The following is a 19,285-nucleotide window of genomic DNA, read 5'->3' on the forward strand; positions in this document are numbered from 1 at the left end:
GCTTCTCCTACGTGACGTCCGGCATCCGCAACGGCGAACGCATCGTCGGCGAAGGTGCGCTGCTGCTCAACGCCCAGCTTTCCGGGGGCTGATCCGATGTTGGAAAGACTGGCCCGCTTCGTCGTCGAGAAGCGGATCTTCGTGATCGTCATGGTCGTGGCCCTGATCATCGTCGGCGGCCGCGCGGTGATGAGCCTGCCGATCGAGGCTTTCCCCGACGTGCAGGACGTGCAGGTCGTGGTCATCAGCCAGCAGGCCGGGCAGGCGCCGGAGGAGATGGAGCGGTCCATCTCGCTGCCGATCGAGCGCGCGCTGGCGGGTACGCCGGGCGTGAACGACATCCGCTCGGTCTCGATCACCGGGCTGTCAGTGGTCACGTTGATCTTCAACGACGGCACGGACGATTACTTCGCCCGCTCGCAGGTGCTGGAAAAGCTGCGGGACGCCAATCTGCCCGCCGGCGTAACGCCCAGCCTGGCGCCGCTGTCCACCGCGGTCGGCGAAGTCTATCGCTACGTGCTGGACAAGCCGGCGGACATGCCGCTCTACGAAGCGCGCGCGATTCAGGACTTCGTGGTACGTCCGACGCTGCGCATGGTGCCTGGCGTGGCGGATGTCACCAGCTTCGGCGGCAGCATCAAGCAGTACCAGATCCTCGTCCGCCCCGATCTGCTCAAGCGCTACGGTGTCACCGTGGCCGACGTGCAGACCGCCGTGGGCAAGGCGAACTCAAACGTTGGCGGCGGCGTGATCCCGCGCGGCGACGAAGTCGTCGTGGTGCGCGGGGTCGGCCTCTACAAGTCGATCGACGACGTCGGTAACACCGTGGTCCGCGCGCAGAACGGCAATACCGTGCGCGTGCGCGATCTGGGCGACGTGCAGATCGGCACGCCCGAACGCAGCGGCATGGTTGCCTACGACCACAAGGACGATGTCAGCGAAGGCATCGTCACCATGGTCAAGCGCCAGAACGCCGCCGTGGTGGTGCAGGGCGTGCGCGACGCGGTGGACAAGATGAACGCGCAGTTCCAGGCCGATGCGAAGCGCACGGGCAAGCCGCCGATCCAGATCCGCGCGACCTACCAGCGCACCAAGCTGCTCGACAAGACCGTGGAGACGGTGGCGGAAAACCTCGTCGTCGGCGCCACTCTGGTGACGGTGTTGCTGCTGGTGTTCCTGCGCAACTGGCGCGCGGCGCTGGTGGTCGCGGCGATCATTCCGCTGGCACTGCTGGCGGCCTTCGCGGGCCTCAATACGGTGAACGTGCCCGCCAACCTGATCTCGATGGGCGCGGTGGACTTCGGCATCATCATCGACTCTGCCGTTGTGCTGGTGGAGGCGCTGATGGTCGCGCTGTCGCTGGAAGCGGCGCGGCACGGGGGCGTGCAGCCGGACAGGATCCGGCGCAACCAGGTGCTGCGCAACACGGTGGCCAACCTGGCGCGGCCGATCCTGTTCTCCAAGGCCATCATCATCATGGCCTTCGTGCCGATCTTCACCTTCCAGCGCGTGGAAGGGAAGATGTTCTCGCCGGTTGCACTGACGCTGTCCTTTGCGCTGGGCGCGGCGCTGGTGCTGACGCTTTCGTTCTTGCCGGCGGTGCTGAGCTTCCTTGTCGAACGCTACGACATGGCGGAAAAGCACATCGTCTGGATGGACCGTCTGCGCGATGGGTATCGCAGCACGGTGGAGAAGGCGCTGCCGCGCACCAAGGCGGTGGTTGTGGCCTCCGGGCTGGCGCTGGTGCTGGCCTTCCTGATGATCCCGCGTCTGGGTTCTGAGTTCCTGCCCAAGCTGGACGAAGGCAACATCTGGCTCACCGTCCAGCTCACGCCCTCGGCCTCGATGGAGACCACGCGCAAGGTCGAGAAGCGTGTGCGCGCAATCATGCTTTCCTACCCGGAAGTAGCGCATGTCGGCTCCGAGACCGGCCGCCCGGACGACGGGACCGACCCCAAGGGACCGTCCAGCCTGCAGATGCTGATCGACCTCAAGCCGCGCAGCGAATGGCGTTCCAAGTTCGGCTCGAAGGCCGCGCTTGAGGATGACATGCGCAAGCAGGTGGACAAGATCCCCGGCGTACCCACCAATTTCAGCCAGGTGATCGAAGACAGCGTCGAGGAAAGCCTTTCGGGCGTGAAGGGCGAAATCTCGGTGAAGATCACCGGGCCGGACCTCAACGTGCTGGAGCAACTGGGCGAGCAGACCGCGCGGGTGGTGGCTGCGGTGCCGGGCGCGTCGGACGTGGATGCCGTGAAGATTGGCGGCCAGACCGAAGTGCGCGCCGTGCTCGACCGGGATGCGATGGCTCGTTACGGCCTCAACGCAGACGATGCCAACACCGCCATCGCCACCGCCTTCGGCGGCGCGACGGTCGGCACCGCTTACGAAGCGGATCGCAACTTCGACATCGTCGTGCGCTTTGCGCCGGATCAGCGCAACGCGGTGGATGATCTCTCGCATCTACAGGTGCCGCTGCCACAGGGCGGCACGATCTCGCTGGGTGAAATCGCGCAAGTCTCGGTTCAGGTCGGTGCATCGCGCATCAGCCGCGAGAACGGCAGTCGCAACGTGGCGATCAAGGCCAACGTCGACGGGCGCGACCAGGGCAGCTTCGTGGTCGATGCGCAGAAGGCGGTGAAGGACAAGATCAAGTTGCCGTCGGGTTACCAGATGACCTGGGGCGGCCAGTTCGAAAACCAGCAGCGCGCCATGCAGCGTCTGGAGGTGATCGTGCCGATCGCGCTGTTCGGCATCTTCATCCTGCTTTTCGGTGCATTTCGCTCGGTGCGCTCCGCCTTGCTGATCCTTGCGATGGTGCCTTTCACCACGGTCGGCGGCGTCACGGCGCTGGCGCTGGCGGGGCTCCACATGTCGGTGTCCGCAGCGGTCGGCTTCATCGCCGTGGCGGGCATATCGGTGCAGAACGGTGTCGTCATGCTGGAGCACATCACGCACCGCTACGAGAACGGCGATGTCTATCGCGTGGCCGTGCTTGAAGGCGCCATCGACCGCCTGCGGCCGATCCTTATGACGGCGCTGATGGCCGGTTTGGGCCTGCTGCCGGCGGCCCTCTCCACAGGCATCGGTTCCGAAACGCAGCGACCATTCGCCTGCGTGATCGTGGGCGGCATCATCTCCGCCACCGCATTCATGCTCCTGCTGCTGCCGATGTCCCTGCTCTGGCTTTCCGGAGAAGAGAAGAGGCAGGAGAAGCATGCAGATATTTGATCTTCAGTCTTCGCTTGGCCCTCGCTGCACTAGCAACTGCCGATGGCCTACATCTGTATGGCGGAACTCGATCGCTGGACCCCCGAAAAGGGTCGAGTACGGCGCTCTCCAATCCCGACCAGTCGCGCACGATCCCGGCATATCAACGCTGAGCGACCACGATCAGCGCGGTTGAAGGGATCGGCAATACGGAGCGTTCGCCCGCCATCTGCCTGACCTCGGTAATAACTTCTGCCTTTTCCCCATCATTGAGGCTCGTCCAGTCGGGCGACATGCCGAACAATGTATCGGGATCGTCGAGTGCCCCGACGTCGAGCTCATAATCATGCGTCACTGGCTCGATCCGGGGATCGCGATAGCCCGCAAGGATCATTTCGCGAGCGAAGTTCCCCGGATCGCTGAGGACGCCGACGGCTTCCGGCATTGCCATGCCATCACGGCCGGGGAAGAGCTTTCGACGGATATCTCCGAGCAGAAGAAAGGTCGCGGCACCGCGTTGTTGCCAGGTTGCCACGATGCCGTGGCCGCCAGGGCGCGTAACGCGGGCCATTTCGGCCAACCCCTTGCGCCAGTCGGGAAACATGATGACCCCGAAGATCGAGAAGACGGCGTCGAACCCTCCGTCTGGGAGCGCAAGGTTTTGCCCATCCATTGTCTTGGCCTCGACATTGGGGTGACCGGTGGCGGCGATACGAGCGACCATGCCTGGAGAAAAGTCTGTTGCCAGCACCTTCGCGCCTGTTCGCGCGGCAGCCAGTGCCAAAGCACCGGTGCCTGCGGCTATGTCCAGCACGTGGCTGTCGGACCCGAGGGATATTCTCGCAACCGCCGCCTCGGCATAGCGAGCAGTGAAGGGGTGCGCAGTCTTCTCATAGTGCCGAGCGGCAGCATCCCAGTGATCAGGGTTCTCGAACTCTCGCATTTCGAACGCTCCACGAATCATGTAACATAATAAGTATCGTGAAACATGATGCTTGCCAATCCGGCTGGAATGCGAAGAATCGAAATATGCGTAATGACAGTCGCCTTTCGCGAATGCTCCACGTGCTGCTCCATATGGCGCGGCATGAGGGGGCAATGACGTCCGAAACTATCGCAGAGATGCTGGGAACCAATCCCGTTGTCGTCCGACGCACGATGGCTGGTCTGCGCGAGGCAGGGTATGTGCGCTCGGAAAAAGGGCATGGTGGCGGTTGGGCCATCGCGGCAGACTTGGAGACCGTGTCGCTCCTCGACGTACATCGAGCGGTAGGAGGACCACGCATCTTTGCTATCGGCAGCGAGCATTCCAATCCTGATTGCGCGGTTGAGGCGGCTGTCAACGAGGCGCTGGCGGAGGCGCTTTCGGAGGCGGAGGCTTTGCTGGTCGCCCGGCTGGGTGCTGTGAAGCTCGCTGACCTGGGCCGAACCTTTGATGCGCGCAGCGCTTCCGAGATGGCGAGTGCACATTCAGCCTGATCGGCCTTTCTTCCAACCCTGCATGCGCCCCACGATCCGGTCCAGCGGCAGGCTGAGGCCAGTTGGCGGGTTGTATGCGCCAGCCGCAAGACAGGCCTCAATGTCGCTTATGGTCTCGCTCGTCGCTTCCTGCGGTACGGTGTAGATGTACACGAAGCGTAGCACGCATCCCCGGATCATGGCCCGGATAAGCGGCAACCGACACTCTATCCCGTCGAATGACGGGACAGGGCGTGGCTGGTGATCAGAACGTGTAGCGTGCGCCGATCTTGAACGTGCGTGGTTCGATCACGCGGCTGAGACGTCCCTCGACCGGGCCATTGGTGTCGAACGCCGGGATGTAGGACTCGTAGTAGTACGCGATGTCCTTGTCGCGGCTGTCGAAGATGTTCAGCACCTCCCCGTAGATCTCGATCTTGCGGCCCTTCCATGCGGCGCGGGCGTTTACGATCGTGCTGCCTTTGTCGCGCAGCGAGTTGTCCTCGATCAGCGGGTAGGGGCCGAGATGCCGGACGCGCACGCTCGCCTCCCAGGGGTCGAGCACGATAGCCGCGCCGGCGGAGACCGCGTTCTCGACCGCGTTGGGAATGCGATCTCCGTTGTCGTAGCGCGAGTGGCTGGCGACATAGCTGCCGTCGAGCGCCAGCCACGGCAGCGGGCGCCAGAACCCGACCACCTCGTAGCCATGACGCTTGCTGGCGCCGGTCGGCTCCACCGCGTTGGAATCGCCGACGAAGCGCAGTTCGCTGCCCACGTCGAGCCACCAGTACGTCGCGGTCAGTGAGACGGTGCCCAGTTGCAGGCGCCCGCCCAGTTCCTTGCCGGTGCCGCGCACCAGAACGGGCACGGGCGATTCCACGTTCACCGCACCGCGCACGTCGTTGGAGTGAAAGCCGCGGCCCCAGTTGGCATAGACTTCGAACTGCGGGACGATCTCGTAGGCTGCCGATACCTTGGGTGAGACGATCGAATCGTGTCCGCTGCCGGCTCCCAGTTCGGTCGCCATGGCGTCGCGCGCGCGGACGGTGTAGTGGTAGTAATCGCCTCGCAGGCCTCCGGTTAGCCTGAGGCCGGGTAACGGCTTCCAGGTCGCTTCGCCATAGAGCGCGCCGGACAGTTCCTCGACGTGATATCGACCCAGCGAGGACAAAAAAGCGCGGGTTTCGGTGCGATTCACCCCGACGTCGCCGATGTGATCGTAGCGATTTTCAGTGCCAATGCCCAGTTGCAGCGTCGAGCCCAAAGCCCATTGCTTGCGCGCGGTGACACCCACGACCCAGCGCTTGTCGAACTGGTCGATCTGCGCGCTGGTGCCGTCCGGATCGGCATAAGTTGGGTTCGAATACATGTTCCAGTCGTAGTACTGGGCATAGACATTAGCGCTCCAGTTCGGCTGTCGCACCGCGACGTTGCCGACGAAGCGCGTTGCGCGGCCACGCGCCGAAGGATCGGGCGAGCAGAATTCGTCAGGGCACAGCGCACTGCCGATGATCCGCTCGGGGATCTGCTCGGTCGGCCGCCAAGTGGCGTGGTAGGCGTGGAGCGATGCTTCGACGGTGCCTTCGCCAGCGGACACGATGTACTTCGCAAAGCCGGAGTAATGCCGCAGATGCTCGGCCTCCTGCCAGGGACCATCATAGCGCTTGGCCTGCCCCACCAGCGTGAGACTGCCACCCGCCACATCCTTGATGGTGCCACCGGCGGCCAGCCGCCCCGACTTGTACGATCCCCCCTCGACCGAGATCCACGGGCGGTCGAACCCATCGATGGTCGTCATGTAGGCCGCGCCGGCCAGTGCAAAGTCGCCGCCATCTGCACGGTACGGCCCCTTGCGGAAATCTTCGCGGGCGACGATCTCGGGGATCAGGCCGTTGAGATCGAGATAGCCTTGGCCATGCCCGTGGCTGCGCAGGTTCATCTGCACGCCATCTATATAAGTCGTGAAGTCGGTGCCGTGATCGAGGTTGAAGCCGCGCAGGAAGTACTGGTTGGCCTTGCCGCTGCCCGAATGCTGCGCCGCTACCATGCCGGGCACCGCCTCAAGCAGTTCGGCGACCCGCAGAAGCGGACGGACCAGCAGGTCGGAACCGCCGACGCTGCCCTCGCTGGCGGCATGGGCGGTGCCGATCTTGGCCTCGCCGCGTCCGAACACCACGATTTCGCCGGAACCGCCATCCGCGCCGCCGGCGGGTGCCTCTTCGGCGCAAGCGGGCATCGTCGCCAGCGCCATTGCGGTACCTGCCACGATGCGCACCAGCGCAGCGCTTTTCATCAAATTCATCATCATTCCCCCCGACGCCTGCGACTGGGTGGGAGGCTTGCCGCCATCAAGACGGTCGACGCGCGCCGGCGGTCGGACGCCGCGGGCGACCGTCTGCGCGAACCGATGCGGCCTCCACCGCTGGTTCGTCGCTCGAACGGAATGATTCCGGGCCTTGGCCACCCCCTGGACCATGGCATGAGCGACCAGACGCAGGCAGGTCTCCTGGCTCACGGGTCAATGCGACGATGCAAGGCCTTCCCAGGCCTCGCATGTTGCAGCGTCCGGCCCAGTGACTGGCGGCAGGAACCTTTGCCCCACCGCACATATGCATCGCGCTCACCGCTTACAGTTGCAGGGACAGCCTCGGATTCGAAGGGCATGCCTTCTCACCGTGTTCCCTTTTAAGCCTCTTTCGAGGCACCAGCGCGATCTTGTCTGCACCAATGAAGGGCAGATATGGCGCGCTATCTCAAACGGTTTCACGGCACAAGCCTGTCTGTATGGCGTCCAGGTACGGCCTGTATCCTGAACTCCCGACTAGCGATGCCAGGGCTGACGGGCCGCTCCGGGGAGCAAAATTTGCTTCCGAGCGCCTGGCAAGGGTCGGCGACGGCCGGATCGATTGTCGAATTGCGTGAAATTTCGGTCATCGCTGTGCTAAAGTCGCCTCCGTGCCATGCATCGCAGCCGATCGCAGAACTCTGGTCGCCAAGACGTCGTTGCGCTGCTATCGCCTTTCATCCTGCACCCTGAAACGGGTTCTGCGGCCTTGCGTGCTACGTTCACTCGCGAGGATAGGTTTCTCGGACTTAGCTTAAGGTACTTAAAAGATGACATTCGACAGGGGAAATCGCGGCCAAGGTCGCGACCGGTTCGGCGGCGGCGATGATCGTTGGGGCGGCGGCAACGATCGCTTTGGCGGTGGTGACCGCTTCGGTGGCGGCCAGCGTGGCGGCTTCGGCGGATCGCGAGGCGGCGGTTTTGGCGGTGGCGGTGGCGGTTCGCGCGGCGGCCCGGGCCAGGTTGTCGGTCAGGGCCGTGGGACGGTCAAGTTCTTCAACCCCGACAAGGGTTTCGGCTTCATCCAGCTTGAAGGCGGCGGCGACGATGCATTCGTGCACATCAGCGCCGTGCAGTCCGCCGGCCTCGAAACGCTGGCGGAAGGTCAGCAGCTGGAATTCCAGCTGGTCGAGCGAGGCGGCAAGATTTCCGCTTCCGAACTGACCATCGTGGGCGAGGTCATCGTTGCCGAACGTCGCGAGCGAAGTGCCGCACCTGTTCAGAATCAGTCCACTGGCGAGAAGGCCACCGGCACCGTCAAGTTCTTCAATAGCATGAAGGGCTTCGGCTTCATCGTCCGCGATGACGGCCAGCCTGATGCGTTCGTGCATATCAGCGCCGTCGAGCGCTCCGGTCTGCATGGCCTTTCGGAAGGCGATCAACTCGAATTCGAAATCGAGATCGATCGTCGGGGCAAGGCGTCGGCCGTGAATCTGGTCCAGCGCTGACTGATCTGGCCATGGCTGCCGCAGGAGGTCATGGCCTCATCTCGGGCTTTCCTCGATCGCATCGCGATCGGCGACGGACATCGAGCGGCTTATGTCGAAGGCCTTGATCAAAGCTGCCTTCGACAGGCCGACTGCGGGACGAGGGACGTGTTTCCTTGATTCGAACGTGCAGCATGCGGGCGGACCAGCTTCCTCCTGGAACCGATGTCCGGCCGCATTGCTTGAACCTTAGACCTGAAGTGGTTCATCCCTGCCTGTAGGCCGCCCTTCACCGGCATCATCAGGCTGATGATCTGAGAACCTAGCCTTGTCCTGGCGTCACCATCGTCATGAAAAGGCCAATAACGACAACGGATTGCATGACTAACGACGATCGCAGCGGCGACAACGACTCTCCTCTTCTCGACCTGGACAAGGGTTCGGTCCAGCGGTTCATCGCGCGCGCCAAAAGCCAGGGCGTCATCACGGTCAAGGAGTTGAATGCCGCGCTGCCGCAGGACCAGATGACCACCGATCAGATCGAGGACATCATGGCCGCGATCTCGGAAATGGGCGTCAAGATCGTCGAGAACGACGATGATGACGATGAGGACGGTGAGCAGGAAGACGGCGTGGAAGCCGTCGATGGCGGCGATGACGATTCCGGTTCGGATACCGGGTTCGACGAAGGCAATTCCCGGCGCCGTCCCGGCGAGACCCGCAAGGCGGACACGCTCGCGCGTTCCGACGACCCGGTCCGCATGTACCTGCAGGAGATGGGCGCCGCCGAGATGCTCAGCCGCGAGGGCGAGGCTGCCATCGCCAAGCGCATCGAAGCCGGCCGCGACATGATGATCATGGGGCTTTGCGAAAGCCCCATGACCTTCCACGCGATCATCGGCTGGTCCGAAGCGCTCAACAACGGCGACATGCAGCTTCGCGAGATTCTCGATCTCGACGCGATGCTCTCCAAGGAGCCGCAGCCCGAAAATCTGGCCGAAAACGGTGAGGGCGATGGCGACGGCGAGATTTCCGCTGCCACCGCCGGGCCTTCCTTCAAGGACGATGACGATTCCGGCGAGGACAACTCGGAGGAAGTCGACGAGGACGGCAATCCGATCCCCAAGCGTCAGGTCGAGGACGATGAAGAGGACAACACCCTCTCCCTCGGTCAGATGGAAGCCGCGCTTACGCCGGAGGCGCTGGAGAAGTTCGCGCTTATCACCGAACTGTTCCGCACCTTCGAGCGCCTGCAGAGCGATCGGCTCGACGCGCTGGCGCTGGGCATCGATTTCCCGGTCGCCAAGGAAGACCAGTACCTGCAACTGCGCGAGGATCTCACCGCGCAGGTGGAATCGGTGCAGTTCCATGCGGCCAAGATCGAGTATCTGGTCGACAACCTCTACACCTTCAACCGCCGCCTGACGACGCTGGGCGGCCAGATGCTGCGTCTGGCCGAGCGTCACAAGGTGAAGCGCGCCGATTTCCTCGAAGCCTACACGGGCCGCGAACTGGACGACGCCTGGGTCGCAGAAGTGGCCGGGAAGGACAAGAAATGGGCTGCCTTCGCAGAAAACGAGGCTGAACCTGCCGAGCGCATCCGTCTGGAAGTCTCGGACATCGCCACTGCCACCGGCATGGCGCTCCCCGAGTTCCGCCGCATCGTGAACATGGTCCAGAAGGCGGAGCGTGAAGCGCGCATCGCCAAGAAGGAAATGGTCGAGGCGAACCTGCGTCTGGTGATCTCGATCGCCAAGAAGTACACCAACCGCGGTCTGCAGTTCCTGGATCTCATCCAGGAAGGCAACATCGGGCTGATGAAGGCTGTCGACAAGTTCCAGTACCGCCGCGGCTACAAGTTCTCGACGTACGCGACCTGGTGGATAAGGCAGGCGATCACGCGTTCGATCGCGGATCAGGCTCGCACGATCCGCATCCCGGTCCACATGATCGAGACGATCAACAAGCTGGTGCGCACCAGCCGTCAGTTCCTCCATGACCAGGGCCGTGAGCCCACGCCCGAGGAAATGGCCGAGAAACTGTCGATGCCGCTCGAAAAGGTGAAGCGGGTTCTGAAGATCGCGAAGGAGCCTATCTCGCTCGAAACGCCGATCGGCGATGAGGAAGACAGCAGCCTTGGCAACTTCATCCAGGACGAGAACGCCGTAATCCCGGTGGACGCGGCGATTCAGGCCAACCTGAAGGAAATGATAACTCGCACGCTGGCATCGCTGACCCCGCGTGAGGAGCGTGTGCTGCGCATGCGCTTCGGCATCGGCATGCCAACGGACCATACCCTGGAGGAAGTCGGCCAGCAGTTTTCGGTGACTCGCGAGCGTATCCGACAGATCGAGGCCAAGGCGCTGCGCAAGCTCAAGCATCCGAGCCGTTCACGCATCATGCGAGCGTTCCTCGACTAAGCACAGGCCGTTCAACATCACAGGCACGCGGCTGATACGGACGCAGGGCGATCCCCCCGTCCGTGTCGGTTGGCATCGTTCGTGGTTCAGATCAGGCGAAGCGTACGCGGTTGCCGTCGCGGCGGAAGTCGTCCTTGCGAATCACGCTTGTCGTGTAGTCGCGCGACAGGACGGTGCTGACCGCGACGAAGTTGGCTGTGCCGGTCTTACGGCCGAACTGCATGCGGACGTAGCCCTGATGCATGTTGTCGGTCCATACCACCTCAGGCATGTGATCGGCGTAGGCCTTATCGAGCTTGGGCGACATGTCCTCGCCAAAGCCGCTGTCCATGAAATCGCCCGGGGAGGAAATGCCCGCCGTACCGAACTCGATGCCCGTGGGGCGTCCCTGTGCATCGGCCAGGTCGTTGGTCCAGAAGCTGTGGCTGTCACCCGAGAGGAACACCAGATCGCCCGCACCTGCGCGGCGCGACAGGGCATAGAACTGCTCGCGGGCCCAAGGGTAACCGCCCCAGGCGTCGGTGTAGTCGGGCAGGTTCCAGCGGCCGCGCCACGCCAGCGAGACATGCGGGTCGGCTGCCAGCTTCGCCAGTTCCTCCTTCGTCTTCGCAGCGGCGAGTTTGGGGAACGGGTCGGGCAGCACGCCCAGCTTCGCAAGGTCGGGCACGTTGAGGCGGCCGATCACCATCGGACAGCCGATCACGCGCCAGGGCTGTCCGTCCTTCACCGAACGGGCGAGAGCGGCCTCCAGGTCCGTTTCCAGTTCGGGCGAGATCAGCGGACGGTTCGGGGCGCCGAGGACGTCGCGCTTGAACTTCTCGGCCGAGGCGTCGTCGACGATTTCCTGCGCATGGTCGAGGTATTCGATCTGCTTCGCCCGCGCGGTGTGGCGCGTCTCCAGCGTGTGCAGCAGGGCGAGGTCGCCGAAGCGGTAGGCGCGCCAGAACTGCATGCGGGTGCGGCCCTTGACGTCGAGCCATTCCGGTTCGCGCACCGGCATCCATTCGTAATAGGCGCGGATCGAGGCGGCGCGGCGCGTGGCCCAGTCGCCCTCGGTATCGGGCTGGTGGTTCTGCGCGCCGCCGGTCCAGGGGTTGTTCGCGCTCTCGTGGTCGTCCCAGCAGGCGAGCAGGGTGTGCTGCGCGTGCATCGCCAACGATCCGGCGTCGGTCTTGTACTGCGCGTGGCGGGTGCGGTAGTCGGAGAGGGTGACGATCTCGTGCGCGGGGGCGTGCTCGCGGCCGATGGTGCGGGCGATGTTTTCACCCCAGCCGTCCTTGCCGCCGTATTCGTAGATGTAGTCGCCGGTATGGAGCACGAAGTCGATCGCCGGATCCTTCGCGATCGCATCGTAGGCGTTGAAGAAGCCGAAGGCATAGTTGGAGCACGAGGCGAGGGCGATGCCGAGCGTATCGACCCGGCCTTCGGGCAAGGTGCGGGCGCGGCCGATCGGCGACACCGATTTGCCCATGCGGAAGCGGTAGAAGAACGTACCGCCCGCCGGGAGGCCGGCGGCGAGGGCCTTGACGGTGAAGTCACGCTCCGCGTCCGTGCGCATCGTGCCGGACTTCAGGATCTTCACGAAGGCGGGGCTGTCGGAGAGTTCCCACTGCACATCGGTGGCGGCGGGCACAGTCACGCGGGTCCAGAGCACCACGCTCGAAGCGTCGGGGTCACCGGCGGCGACGCCGTGCCGGAACACCGGGTTCACCGCTGTGGCGGCGAGGGCGGAAATCGGCAGCGCCATGATCGCCGCTCCTCCTGCCATACCGGCCAGCAGGGCGCGGCGGGAAACCTGATGGGCTTGGAGCATGGTCATGGCGGGCAATCCTGTGTTCTGGTGTGCTGTGCTGCAAAGGAAAAGGACGGGCCGGCGTCCCCCCGAACGCCGACCCGCCCCTCGCGCTACCGTCAGAAGTCGGCGGTGACGCTGAAGACCATCGTGCGCGGAGTGCCGATCCAGGCGTAGTTGCCCGAAATGCCGCCGAGGTAGTCCTCGTCCGTCAGGTTGGTGATGTTGAGTGCGAAGGTCAGGTCCTTGAGCGTATCGGTCAGGCCCTCGCCCTTCACCGCGACCGAAAGGTCGGTGATGAAGGAGTTCTTTGCGGTCCAGGCGTTGCTCGCATTGACGAAGCGGTTGCCGGTGTACTTGCCGGTCAGGCCCAGGGTGACGGGGCCGTAGTTGTAGGTGCCCGACAGCACCCACATGTCCTTGGGAATGCCCGCAACGCGGTTGCCCGCCGTCACGCCCTGTTCCGCGTCCAGTTCGGCATTGCCGGTGCCGCGGTACTTGGCATCGATGTGGGTGTACGAACCGTAGAGGGTCAGGCCGTGAACCGGGCGGACGTTGGCGAGCAGTTCGAACCCCTCGGAGTCGATGCCGCCCGCGTTGAAGAAGCGGCCGTCGCCTTCGCTCAGGTAATCCGGGCCGGCCGAGGTCGAGCTGGGCACGAAGATCACCTGGTTGGAGAACTTGCTCTTAAACCATGTAGCCGAGGCGTTGAACATGCCGTTGGAGTAGCGCGCACCGGCTTCCCAGTTCTCGGCGGTCTCGGGCTTGATGCTGGAGAACGCGTCAGCACTGTATTCGAGCAGCGTGTCGGAGAGCGCCTTGAAGTTCTCCGAGTAGCCGCCGAACACGTCGAGGCCGGTCATCGGCTCGACCTGGATGCCGCCGGAGAGCAGCACCTTCGACTTCGACTTGACGCCGACGTTGGAACTCTCGCCGAACAGGTCCTCACGGTCGAGGTGGTTGATGAACTGCTTCACGCCGAAGTTCGCGGTGACCGGGCCGAACTGGACCTGGTCCTCGGCGTACCACTTGAAGGTGGTCTGCGGATACTTGCGGTCGTACTGCGTCCAGTAGGGCGTGGCGTCATAGGCCGGGCCGACGCGGGTGTCGCTGACGTGGTGCCAGTCGCGCCATTCGCGGCGGTGGGTGTCCTCGTACCAGACGCCGCCGCGCAGGGTGTTCTCAAGCGCGCCGAACTGCATGGTCCAGGCGCCGTCGAGGGTGCCGCCGAGGCGGTCCTTGCGGTAGTGGGTGTGGCGGAACGACTGCTGCTGGATGGCGCCAGCCGCGGTCGGCGCGACGATCTGGCCGGCGGCGTTGGTCGCGAAGTAGGTCGGCGTACCCGAACCGGCGGGCAGGGTGGCCCACCATGTGGGCGTGCCCTTCACCGTCGAGGTGCCGTTGATCTCGCTCTGGACGCCCGAGGTGTCCTGTCCGACGTTGACGATGTAGGGCGGCGCCCAGTCACCGCGCCCGGCCATGTCGTGGTAGTAGACCGAGGCCTTGAGATCGAGCGCGTCGGCGATCTTCGTCTCGGCCTTCAGGTAAGCGAAGAAGTTCTTGCGGGTGGTGCCCCAGACGCCGCGATAGTTCTGGTCCACCGCCGGAACGCCGGTCCACACGCCGTTGAGGCCGTCCTGGTGCGGGCTCGCGGCGTACTGCTCGGGCGAGTACATCTGGTCGTAATTGTTCTCATAGGCGTCGTCGTAGCTGGCGTAGCCGGTGAACTTGACCGGGGTATCGACAATGAACTTCATCGCGAAGTTGTCACGCGTGTTCTTGGCCGAGCCTTCCATCCAGTCGGTTGCCTGCTGGTGGCCGTAGGAGAACCACGCCTTGGCAACGCCGCCGATCAGGCCGGTGTCGAAGCGGCCGTAGTAGCGGCTGGCGTCATAGTCGCCGACCGAGCCGGACAGGCGCACGCGCATGTCGTCGATGGGGTCGGCGGTGACGAAGTTGATGGTGCCGCCCAGCGCCTCGTTCGAGCGTGAGGCGATGTCGGCGGTGCCCTGGAACACCTCGACGGTGCCGATGTTGGCGGTGTCGATGAAGCGGTTGGCCTTGGAGCCGCCGCCGTAGCCCGAACCACCGTTGGGCAGGCCGTCGATGGTGATGCCGACCTGCTGGGTGTCGAGGTTGGTCTGGTAGCCGCGGATCGAGTAGGTCGTCGACCAGTCGTCGAAGCCGAAGGCGTCGCCCTCGTTGACCTGCACGCCGGGCAGGGTGCCGATGAGGTCGATGGCCGAGGCGATCGGCGACTTGTCGTCGATCAGCGTCTCGTCGAGCGCGGCGTTGTTGTAGGTGGTGCGCTGGCCGGTGACGACGATGGCGTCGGCGGTGTCCGCGCTGTCGTAGGCCGCGGCGTCGGCGGCTGCCTCGTCTGCAAACGCCGGAGTGCTCGCGGCGATGGCGGCAAGGCTCGTGCTGAGAATGTAGATACGGCGGATCGAAATGGCGCGCATGGCTTGGTGAACCCCCTGTAGCGTTAAGCTTGTGCGGCGCAGCATCTGCGCGCTTATTCTGACGCCCTGCAGTCAATTCGGAGACGTTTTACAGTCGGTTTCGCGACACCTTTGTGACGTGAAAGCGCCAGCCGTCCCAGGTTTCGGGGCGATGATCGAAAGTTACACGCCGCATAGACCCGACTTTGTGCGTCTGCGTACGAGAGAGCCGCTTCATGGCGTTTCGAAGTCGCTGGCATGTCCGCTGCGTGACGGGCTGCATCACCGTCACAAACCCGAAATGACCCGTCCATAGAGGCCACCGCAACGAGACGGCTGGCGGCGTCGGAAGGACATGCAGGAACCATTGCGCATAGCGATCCCCATTCACAGCTTTGAGCCGGGCGGCGTCGAGCGCGTCGCGCTCGGCCTGGCTGCGCAATGGCGCGAAGCGGGGCACGAGGTTACCATGGTTCTCGGCCGTCCGGGCGGCGCGGGCCTGTGCAGTGCGCCCGCGCTCGATTACTGGAGCCTGCCCACGCGGCCCCGGTTCCAGCAGGCAACGGCATCGTGGCGAACGCCGTGGATGGTCTACACGCTCTACAGTTTCCTGATCGAAAACCGTGTCGACGTGGTGTTCTGCCCCGGCAATACGTACGCGGTGATCGGCGCGGCCATGAAGCTGCTGATGGGCCACCACGCCCCGCCGATGCTGCTCAAGATCAGCAATGCGCTGCACCGTCCCGACATGTCAGGGGCCATGCGCCGGGGCTACGGGGCCTGGCTGCGCGCGCAGGGCGGGCTGTTCGATTCGCTGGTCGCGCTGTCCGAGCCGATGCGCCGCGAAGTGCGCGAGTGTATGCTGGCGCAGCCGCGTCAAGTCGAGGTGATTGCCAATCCGATCCTCAATCGTCGCCGTTTGATCCAGCTTGGCCGCATCGAACGGCGCACGCCTTCGGCCTGGGGCATGCGCTACCTCGCGGCGGGGCGTCTCGCGCCGCAGAAGAACTTTGCGCTGATGCTGCGGGCCTTCGCCGCCGGAGCCCGCGCCGGTGACCGCCTGACCATCGCCGGGGACGGCTCCGAGCGCGCCCATCTCGAAGCGCTTGCCGGTTCGCTCGGCATCGCCGGTCAGGTCGCGTTTCTCGGCCATGTGGCGACGATCGACCCGCTGTTGGCCGAACACGACGCGCTGCTGCTCAGCTCCGATTACGAGGGCCTGCCCGGCGTCGTGGTCGAGGCGCTGGCGGCAGGCATGCCGATCCTCGCCACCGACTGCTGCGTCAGCATGGCGAGCCTGCTCGACCACGGCCGGACAGGGTTGATGGTCCCGGTGCGCTGCCAGCATGGCTTCGCGCAAGGGATTGCGGCCTTGCGCGACTTGCGCGGCGATCCGACGCGCGCCCGCGCTGTCGCCTCGCACTACGAACTCGAAGGCGCCGCGCGCCGCTACCTCGACCTGATGCGCGCGGTCGTCTCGCGCCGCGAAGCCGAGCGCCGCCGCGACCTTGCCCTCAGCACGCTGGCGCCCTGCCGGTCGCTGCGGCGCTCCCAGTGACTGTCACCCCGGAGATCACCTTGTCTCAATCTGCAACCGTGGCTGCTACCGTAGACGGCGTCGATCTGGCGGCCATCGCACTGACCCCTCAGGATCGCACCGCGAAGCGCGGGCGCAATGCGGTGTTCTCCATCCTGCTGTCGCTGGCGGTCATCGCCGCCGTGCTGCACGAGACGAACAGCGTCGAGCTGCGCCGCCTGCCGCAGATGATCCCGACATCGCCGGGCTTCTGGCTGATCTTCGCGGGCTATTACCTCATCACCCCTGCCAGCGAGTGGGTGATCTACTGGAAGCTGTGGCGCATTCCAGGCAGCGGCGTGCTCGCGCTGCTGCGCAAGAAGATCTACAACGAACTGCTGCTCGGCTATCTCGGCGAGGCGTACTTCTACACCTGGGCGCGCAGCCGCGTCACCCTGACCGCCGCGCCGTTCGGCACGGTCAAGGACGTGTCGATCCTCTCGGCCGTCACCGGCAACGTGGTGACGATGGCGCTGCTGGTCTTCGCGGTGCCTTCGCTCGGCTTCGACAAGCTGGGCATCGACGGGCGCCTGCTGACCGGGTCGCTGGGCGTCATTCTTGCGATCTCGCTGGGCGCCATGGCCTTCCGCCGCAAGGTCTTCAGCCTCTCGCGCGATGACCTCTGGATGATCACCCGCGTCCATTTCGCGCGCATCGTCGTCTCGACCGTGTTCCTCGCGCTGCTGTGGCACATCGTCCTGCCCGATGTCGCGCTGAGCTGGTGGCTCTACCTTTCGACCTTGCGCCTGCTCGTCTCGCGCCTGCCGCTGGTGCCGAACAAGGACCTGCTGTTCGCAGGGATAACCGTCGTGGTGCTGGGCGAGGAGCGGGATATCGGCACGCTCATGGCGCTCATGGCCGGGCTGATCACCGCCGCGCACCTCGTGCTGGGCGCGCTCATCGCCTTCAACGACCTCGCCAATCCGGAGAAACGCCCGTGATCCTGTCCCTGCTGATGCTGGCGAACGCTGCGACCATTCCCTCCACGCCCGATCTCGGCAAGGCCGAGGGCCGCTGTCGGCCGGACGAGGCAGGTTCCTCCTTCGAAGTGCAGGTGAAGGGCCTGAAGGACCGTATCGGCACCCTCAAGCTGGAGGTCTACCCGGCCAACAACACGGACTTCCTCGCCGACGACAACGTGCTGGTGAGCGCAGGCAAGACCTTCCGCCGCGTCGAGGTGCCGGTCCCCGCCAGCGGCCCGGTGCGCCTGTGCGTACGCGTGCCCGGCCCCGGCGACTATGCGGTGAGCCTGCTCCACGACCGGGACGGCAACCGCAAGTTCGGCTGGCGTATCGACGGCATCGGTTTTGCGGGCAATCCCCGGCTCGGCTTCAGCAAGCCGAGCGCCGAGAAGGCCAGCGCGTCGGTCGGCAGCGGGCCGAAGACGATCTCCATCGTGATGAACTACCGTCGCGGGCTGGGCGTGGCCCCGCTGGCGTCGAAGTAAGGGGCCAAAGCATGAGGATCGTGGACGTCTGCGCCTTCTACACGCCCAAGGGCGGCGGCGTGCGCACCTATGTGGAGCAGAAGCTGCGCGTCGGCGCGGCGCTGGGCCACGAGATCATCATCCTCGCACCGGGGGACGAGGACGCGGTGATCGAGCGCGGCCCCAATGCCCGCATCATCACCCTGAAGAACCCGCGCTTCCCGCTCGACCGCAAGTACTGGTACTTCGCCTCGGCGCCGCCGCTTCACGCCGCGCTCGACGAACTTCAGCCGGACTTCGTCGAGGCCGCCTCACCCTGGCGCAGCGCGCGTCTCGTCGCCGACTGGGCGGGCGATGCGCCGCGCAGCATGATCATGCATGCCGATCCGCTTTCCGCCTATGCCTACCGCTGGTTCGGGCAGGTCTTCGCGCGGCGCACGATCGACTGGCAGTTCTCGGTCTATTGGGACCACTTGCGCCGCCACAGCCGCAGCTTCGACCATGTTGTCTGCGCCAATTCCAGCCTGACGCGGCGGCTGGCGGACGGGGGCGTCGCCAATACGGTGACGGTGCCGATGGGCGTGCAGCCCGGCCGTTTCTCCCCGCAGAACCGCGATCCCGTCCTGCGCGCGCAGTTGCTGGCCGCCTGCGACCTGCCTGAAGACGCACGCCTGCTGCTGGGCGTCGGCCGACTGGCGGCGGAAAAGCGCTGGCCGCTGGTGCTGGACGCGGTGGCCTCGGTCTCGCGTGATCGGCCGGTGGGCTTCGTGCTGTTCGGCGAGGGGCGCGAGCAGCGCACCGTGCTCAAACACATAGCCGGCAATCCGCACGTCCGCCTCTTTGAACCCGAGCGCAACCCGGACACTTTCGCCCGGGTCATCGCCAGCGCCGACGCGCTCGTTCACGGCAGCGAGGCGGAGACTTTCTGCATGGTCGCCGCCGAGGCCCGCGCCAGTGGCGTGCCGATCGTGGTCCCGGACGAAGGCGGTGCGGTCGACCATGCCGCGAACGGCGGCGGCCTCACGTACACCGCCTGCGACCCGGCTGCAGCGGCGCGCGCCATCGTCGAGGTGCTGTTTGAGCGCGAGCATTACCCGCAAGCCGCCCGCACCAGCGACGATCACTTCGCCGACCTCTTTGCCCTCTACGAGACGAGCGTGCGGCGCGAGCGGCGCGCAGCCTGAGAGGGAA

Annotated in this window: 12 protein-coding genes and 1 riboswitch; of the genes, 8 read left to right on the top strand and 4 right to left on the bottom strand. The window is 64.9% G+C overall.

The annotated features are described in order from the left end of the window. The first annotated feature begins 96 nt into the window (after positions 1–96). Positions 97–3,231, top strand: coding sequence for an efflux RND transporter permease subunit (locus HWN72_RS02110; protein ID WP_211149684.1), 3,135 nt, complete (start codon positions 97–99; stop codon positions 3,229–3,231). A gap of 142 nt (positions 3,232–3,373) precedes the next feature. On the opposite strand, the gene HWN72_RS02115 is transcribed toward HWN72_RS02110, so the two are convergent. Continuing rightward, on the bottom strand, positions 3,374–4,174 hold the full coding sequence (locus HWN72_RS02115; RefSeq protein ID WP_248005758.1) for a class I SAM-dependent methyltransferase: 801 nt from the start codon (positions 4,172–4,174) through the stop codon (positions 3,374–3,376). Between the two features lie 65 nt (positions 4,175–4,239). Here HWN72_RS02115 and HWN72_RS02120 point away from each other — a divergent pair, with 65 nt between their 5' ends. Beyond that, positions 4,240–4,689 carry an Rrf2 family transcriptional regulator gene (locus HWN72_RS02120; protein WP_069708984.1) on the top strand — a complete coding sequence of 150 codons (450 nt, stop codon included), beginning with the start codon at positions 4,240–4,242 and terminating at the stop codon, positions 4,687–4,689. Positions 4,690–4,933: 244 nt separating this feature from the next. Here the strand turns inward: HWN72_RS02120 and HWN72_RS02125 are convergent, their stop codons facing one another. Beyond that, positions 4,934–6,976, bottom strand: coding sequence for a TonB-dependent receptor (locus tag HWN72_RS02125; protein WP_211149685.1), 2,043 nt, complete (start codon positions 6,974–6,976; stop codon positions 4,934–4,936). A 170-nt stretch (positions 6,977–7,146) separates the two neighbouring features. Further along, positions 7,147–7,392, bottom strand: a riboswitch (cobalamin riboswitch). Positions 7,393–7,782: 390 nt separating this feature from the next. Between HWN72_RS02125 and HWN72_RS31705 the strand changes: the two genes are divergently transcribed. Beyond that, the gene (locus tag HWN72_RS31705) at positions 7,783–8,460 is read left to right on the top strand and encodes a cold-shock protein (RefSeq protein ID WP_008833318.1); all 678 of its coding nucleotides are present in this window, start codon (positions 7,783–7,785) and stop codon (positions 8,458–8,460) included. A gap of 359 nt (positions 8,461–8,819) precedes the next feature. Continuing rightward, on the top strand, positions 8,820–10,859 hold the full coding sequence (rpoD, locus tag HWN72_RS02135) for an RNA polymerase sigma factor RpoD (protein ID WP_036526135.1): 2,040 nt from the start codon (positions 8,820–8,822) through the stop codon (positions 10,857–10,859). A gap of 91 nt (positions 10,860–10,950) precedes the next feature. On the opposite strand, the gene HWN72_RS02140 is transcribed toward rpoD, so the two are convergent. Both HWN72_RS02140 and HWN72_RS02145 read right to left on the bottom strand, forming a co-directional pair. Then, entirely contained in the window at positions 10,951–12,678 is a 1,728-nt protein-coding gene (locus HWN72_RS02140) for an alkaline phosphatase (RefSeq protein ID WP_211149686.1), read from the bottom strand. Between the two features lie 92 nt (positions 12,679–12,770). Beyond that, on the bottom strand, positions 12,771–15,113 hold the full coding sequence (locus HWN72_RS02145; RefSeq protein ID WP_211149687.1) for a TonB-dependent receptor: 2,343 nt from the start codon (positions 15,111–15,113) through the stop codon (positions 12,771–12,773). Between the two features lie 334 nt (positions 15,114–15,447). On the opposite strand from HWN72_RS02145, the gene HWN72_RS02150 reads away from it, so the two are divergent. Genes HWN72_RS02150 through HWN72_RS02165 form a run of 4 tightly spaced genes read left to right on the top strand, consistent with a single transcriptional unit; the run spans position 15,448 to position 19,278 of the window. Further along, positions 15,448–16,650, top strand: a complete 1,203-nt coding sequence (locus tag HWN72_RS02150; RefSeq protein WP_211149688.1) for a glycosyltransferase — start codon at positions 15,448–15,450, stop codon at positions 16,648–16,650. A gap of 38 nt (positions 16,651–16,688) precedes the next feature. Further along, positions 16,689–17,609, top strand: coding sequence for a hypothetical protein (locus HWN72_RS02155; RefSeq protein WP_211149689.1), 921 nt, complete (start codon positions 16,689–16,691; stop codon positions 17,607–17,609). A gap of 14 nt (positions 17,610–17,623) precedes the next feature. Beyond that, positions 17,624–18,115: a DUF2141 domain-containing protein gene (locus tag HWN72_RS02160; protein WP_069709314.1), complete on the top strand. Its 492-nt coding sequence runs from the start codon at positions 17,624–17,626 to the stop codon at positions 18,113–18,115. 11 nt (positions 18,116–18,126) lie between these two features. Then, on the top strand, positions 18,127–19,278 hold the full coding sequence (locus tag HWN72_RS02165; RefSeq protein WP_211149690.1) for a glycosyltransferase: 1,152 nt from the start codon (positions 18,127–18,129) through the stop codon (positions 19,276–19,278). The last annotated feature ends 7 nt before the right edge of the window (positions 19,279–19,285 follow it).

The organism is Novosphingobium sp. HR1a, assembly GCF_015594425.1.
GTDB classification, from domain to species: Bacteria; Pseudomonadota; Alphaproteobacteria; order Sphingomonadales; family Sphingomonadaceae; genus Novosphingobium; species Novosphingobium resinovorum_A.

Coding starts and splice junctions, on each gene's coding strand:
- HWN72_RS02110 (WP_211149684.1), top strand. CDS start 97: ATGTTGGAAAGACTGGCCCGCTTCGTCGTCGAGAAGCGGATCTTCGTG.
- HWN72_RS02115 (WP_248005758.1), bottom strand. CDS start 4,174: ATGATTCGTGGAGCGTTCGAAATGCGAGAGTTCGAGAACCCTGATCAC.
- HWN72_RS02120 (WP_069708984.1), top strand. CDS start 4,240: ATGCGTAATGACAGTCGCCTTTCGCGAATGCTCCACGTGCTGCTCCAT.
- HWN72_RS02125 (WP_211149685.1), bottom strand. CDS start 6,976: ATGATGATGAATTTGATGAAAAGCGCTGCGCTGGTGCGCATCGTGGCA.
- HWN72_RS31705 (WP_008833318.1), top strand. CDS start 7,783: ATGACATTCGACAGGGGAAATCGCGGCCAAGGTCGCGACCGGTTCGGC.
- rpoD (WP_036526135.1), top strand. CDS start 8,820: ATGACTAACGACGATCGCAGCGGCGACAACGACTCTCCTCTTCTCGAC.
- HWN72_RS02140 (WP_211149686.1), bottom strand. CDS start 12,678: ATGACCATGCTCCAAGCCCATCAGGTTTCCCGCCGCGCCCTGCTGGCC.
- HWN72_RS02145 (WP_211149687.1), bottom strand. CDS start 15,113: ATGCGCGCCATTTCGATCCGCCGTATCTACATTCTCAGCACGAGCCTT.
- HWN72_RS02150 (WP_211149688.1), top strand. CDS start 15,448: ATGCAGGAACCATTGCGCATAGCGATCCCCATTCACAGCTTTGAGCCG.
- HWN72_RS02160 (WP_069709314.1), top strand. CDS start 17,624: ATGCTGGCGAACGCTGCGACCATTCCCTCCACGCCCGATCTCGGCAAG.
- HWN72_RS02165 (WP_211149690.1), top strand. CDS start 18,127: ATGAGGATCGTGGACGTCTGCGCCTTCTACACGCCCAAGGGCGGCGGC.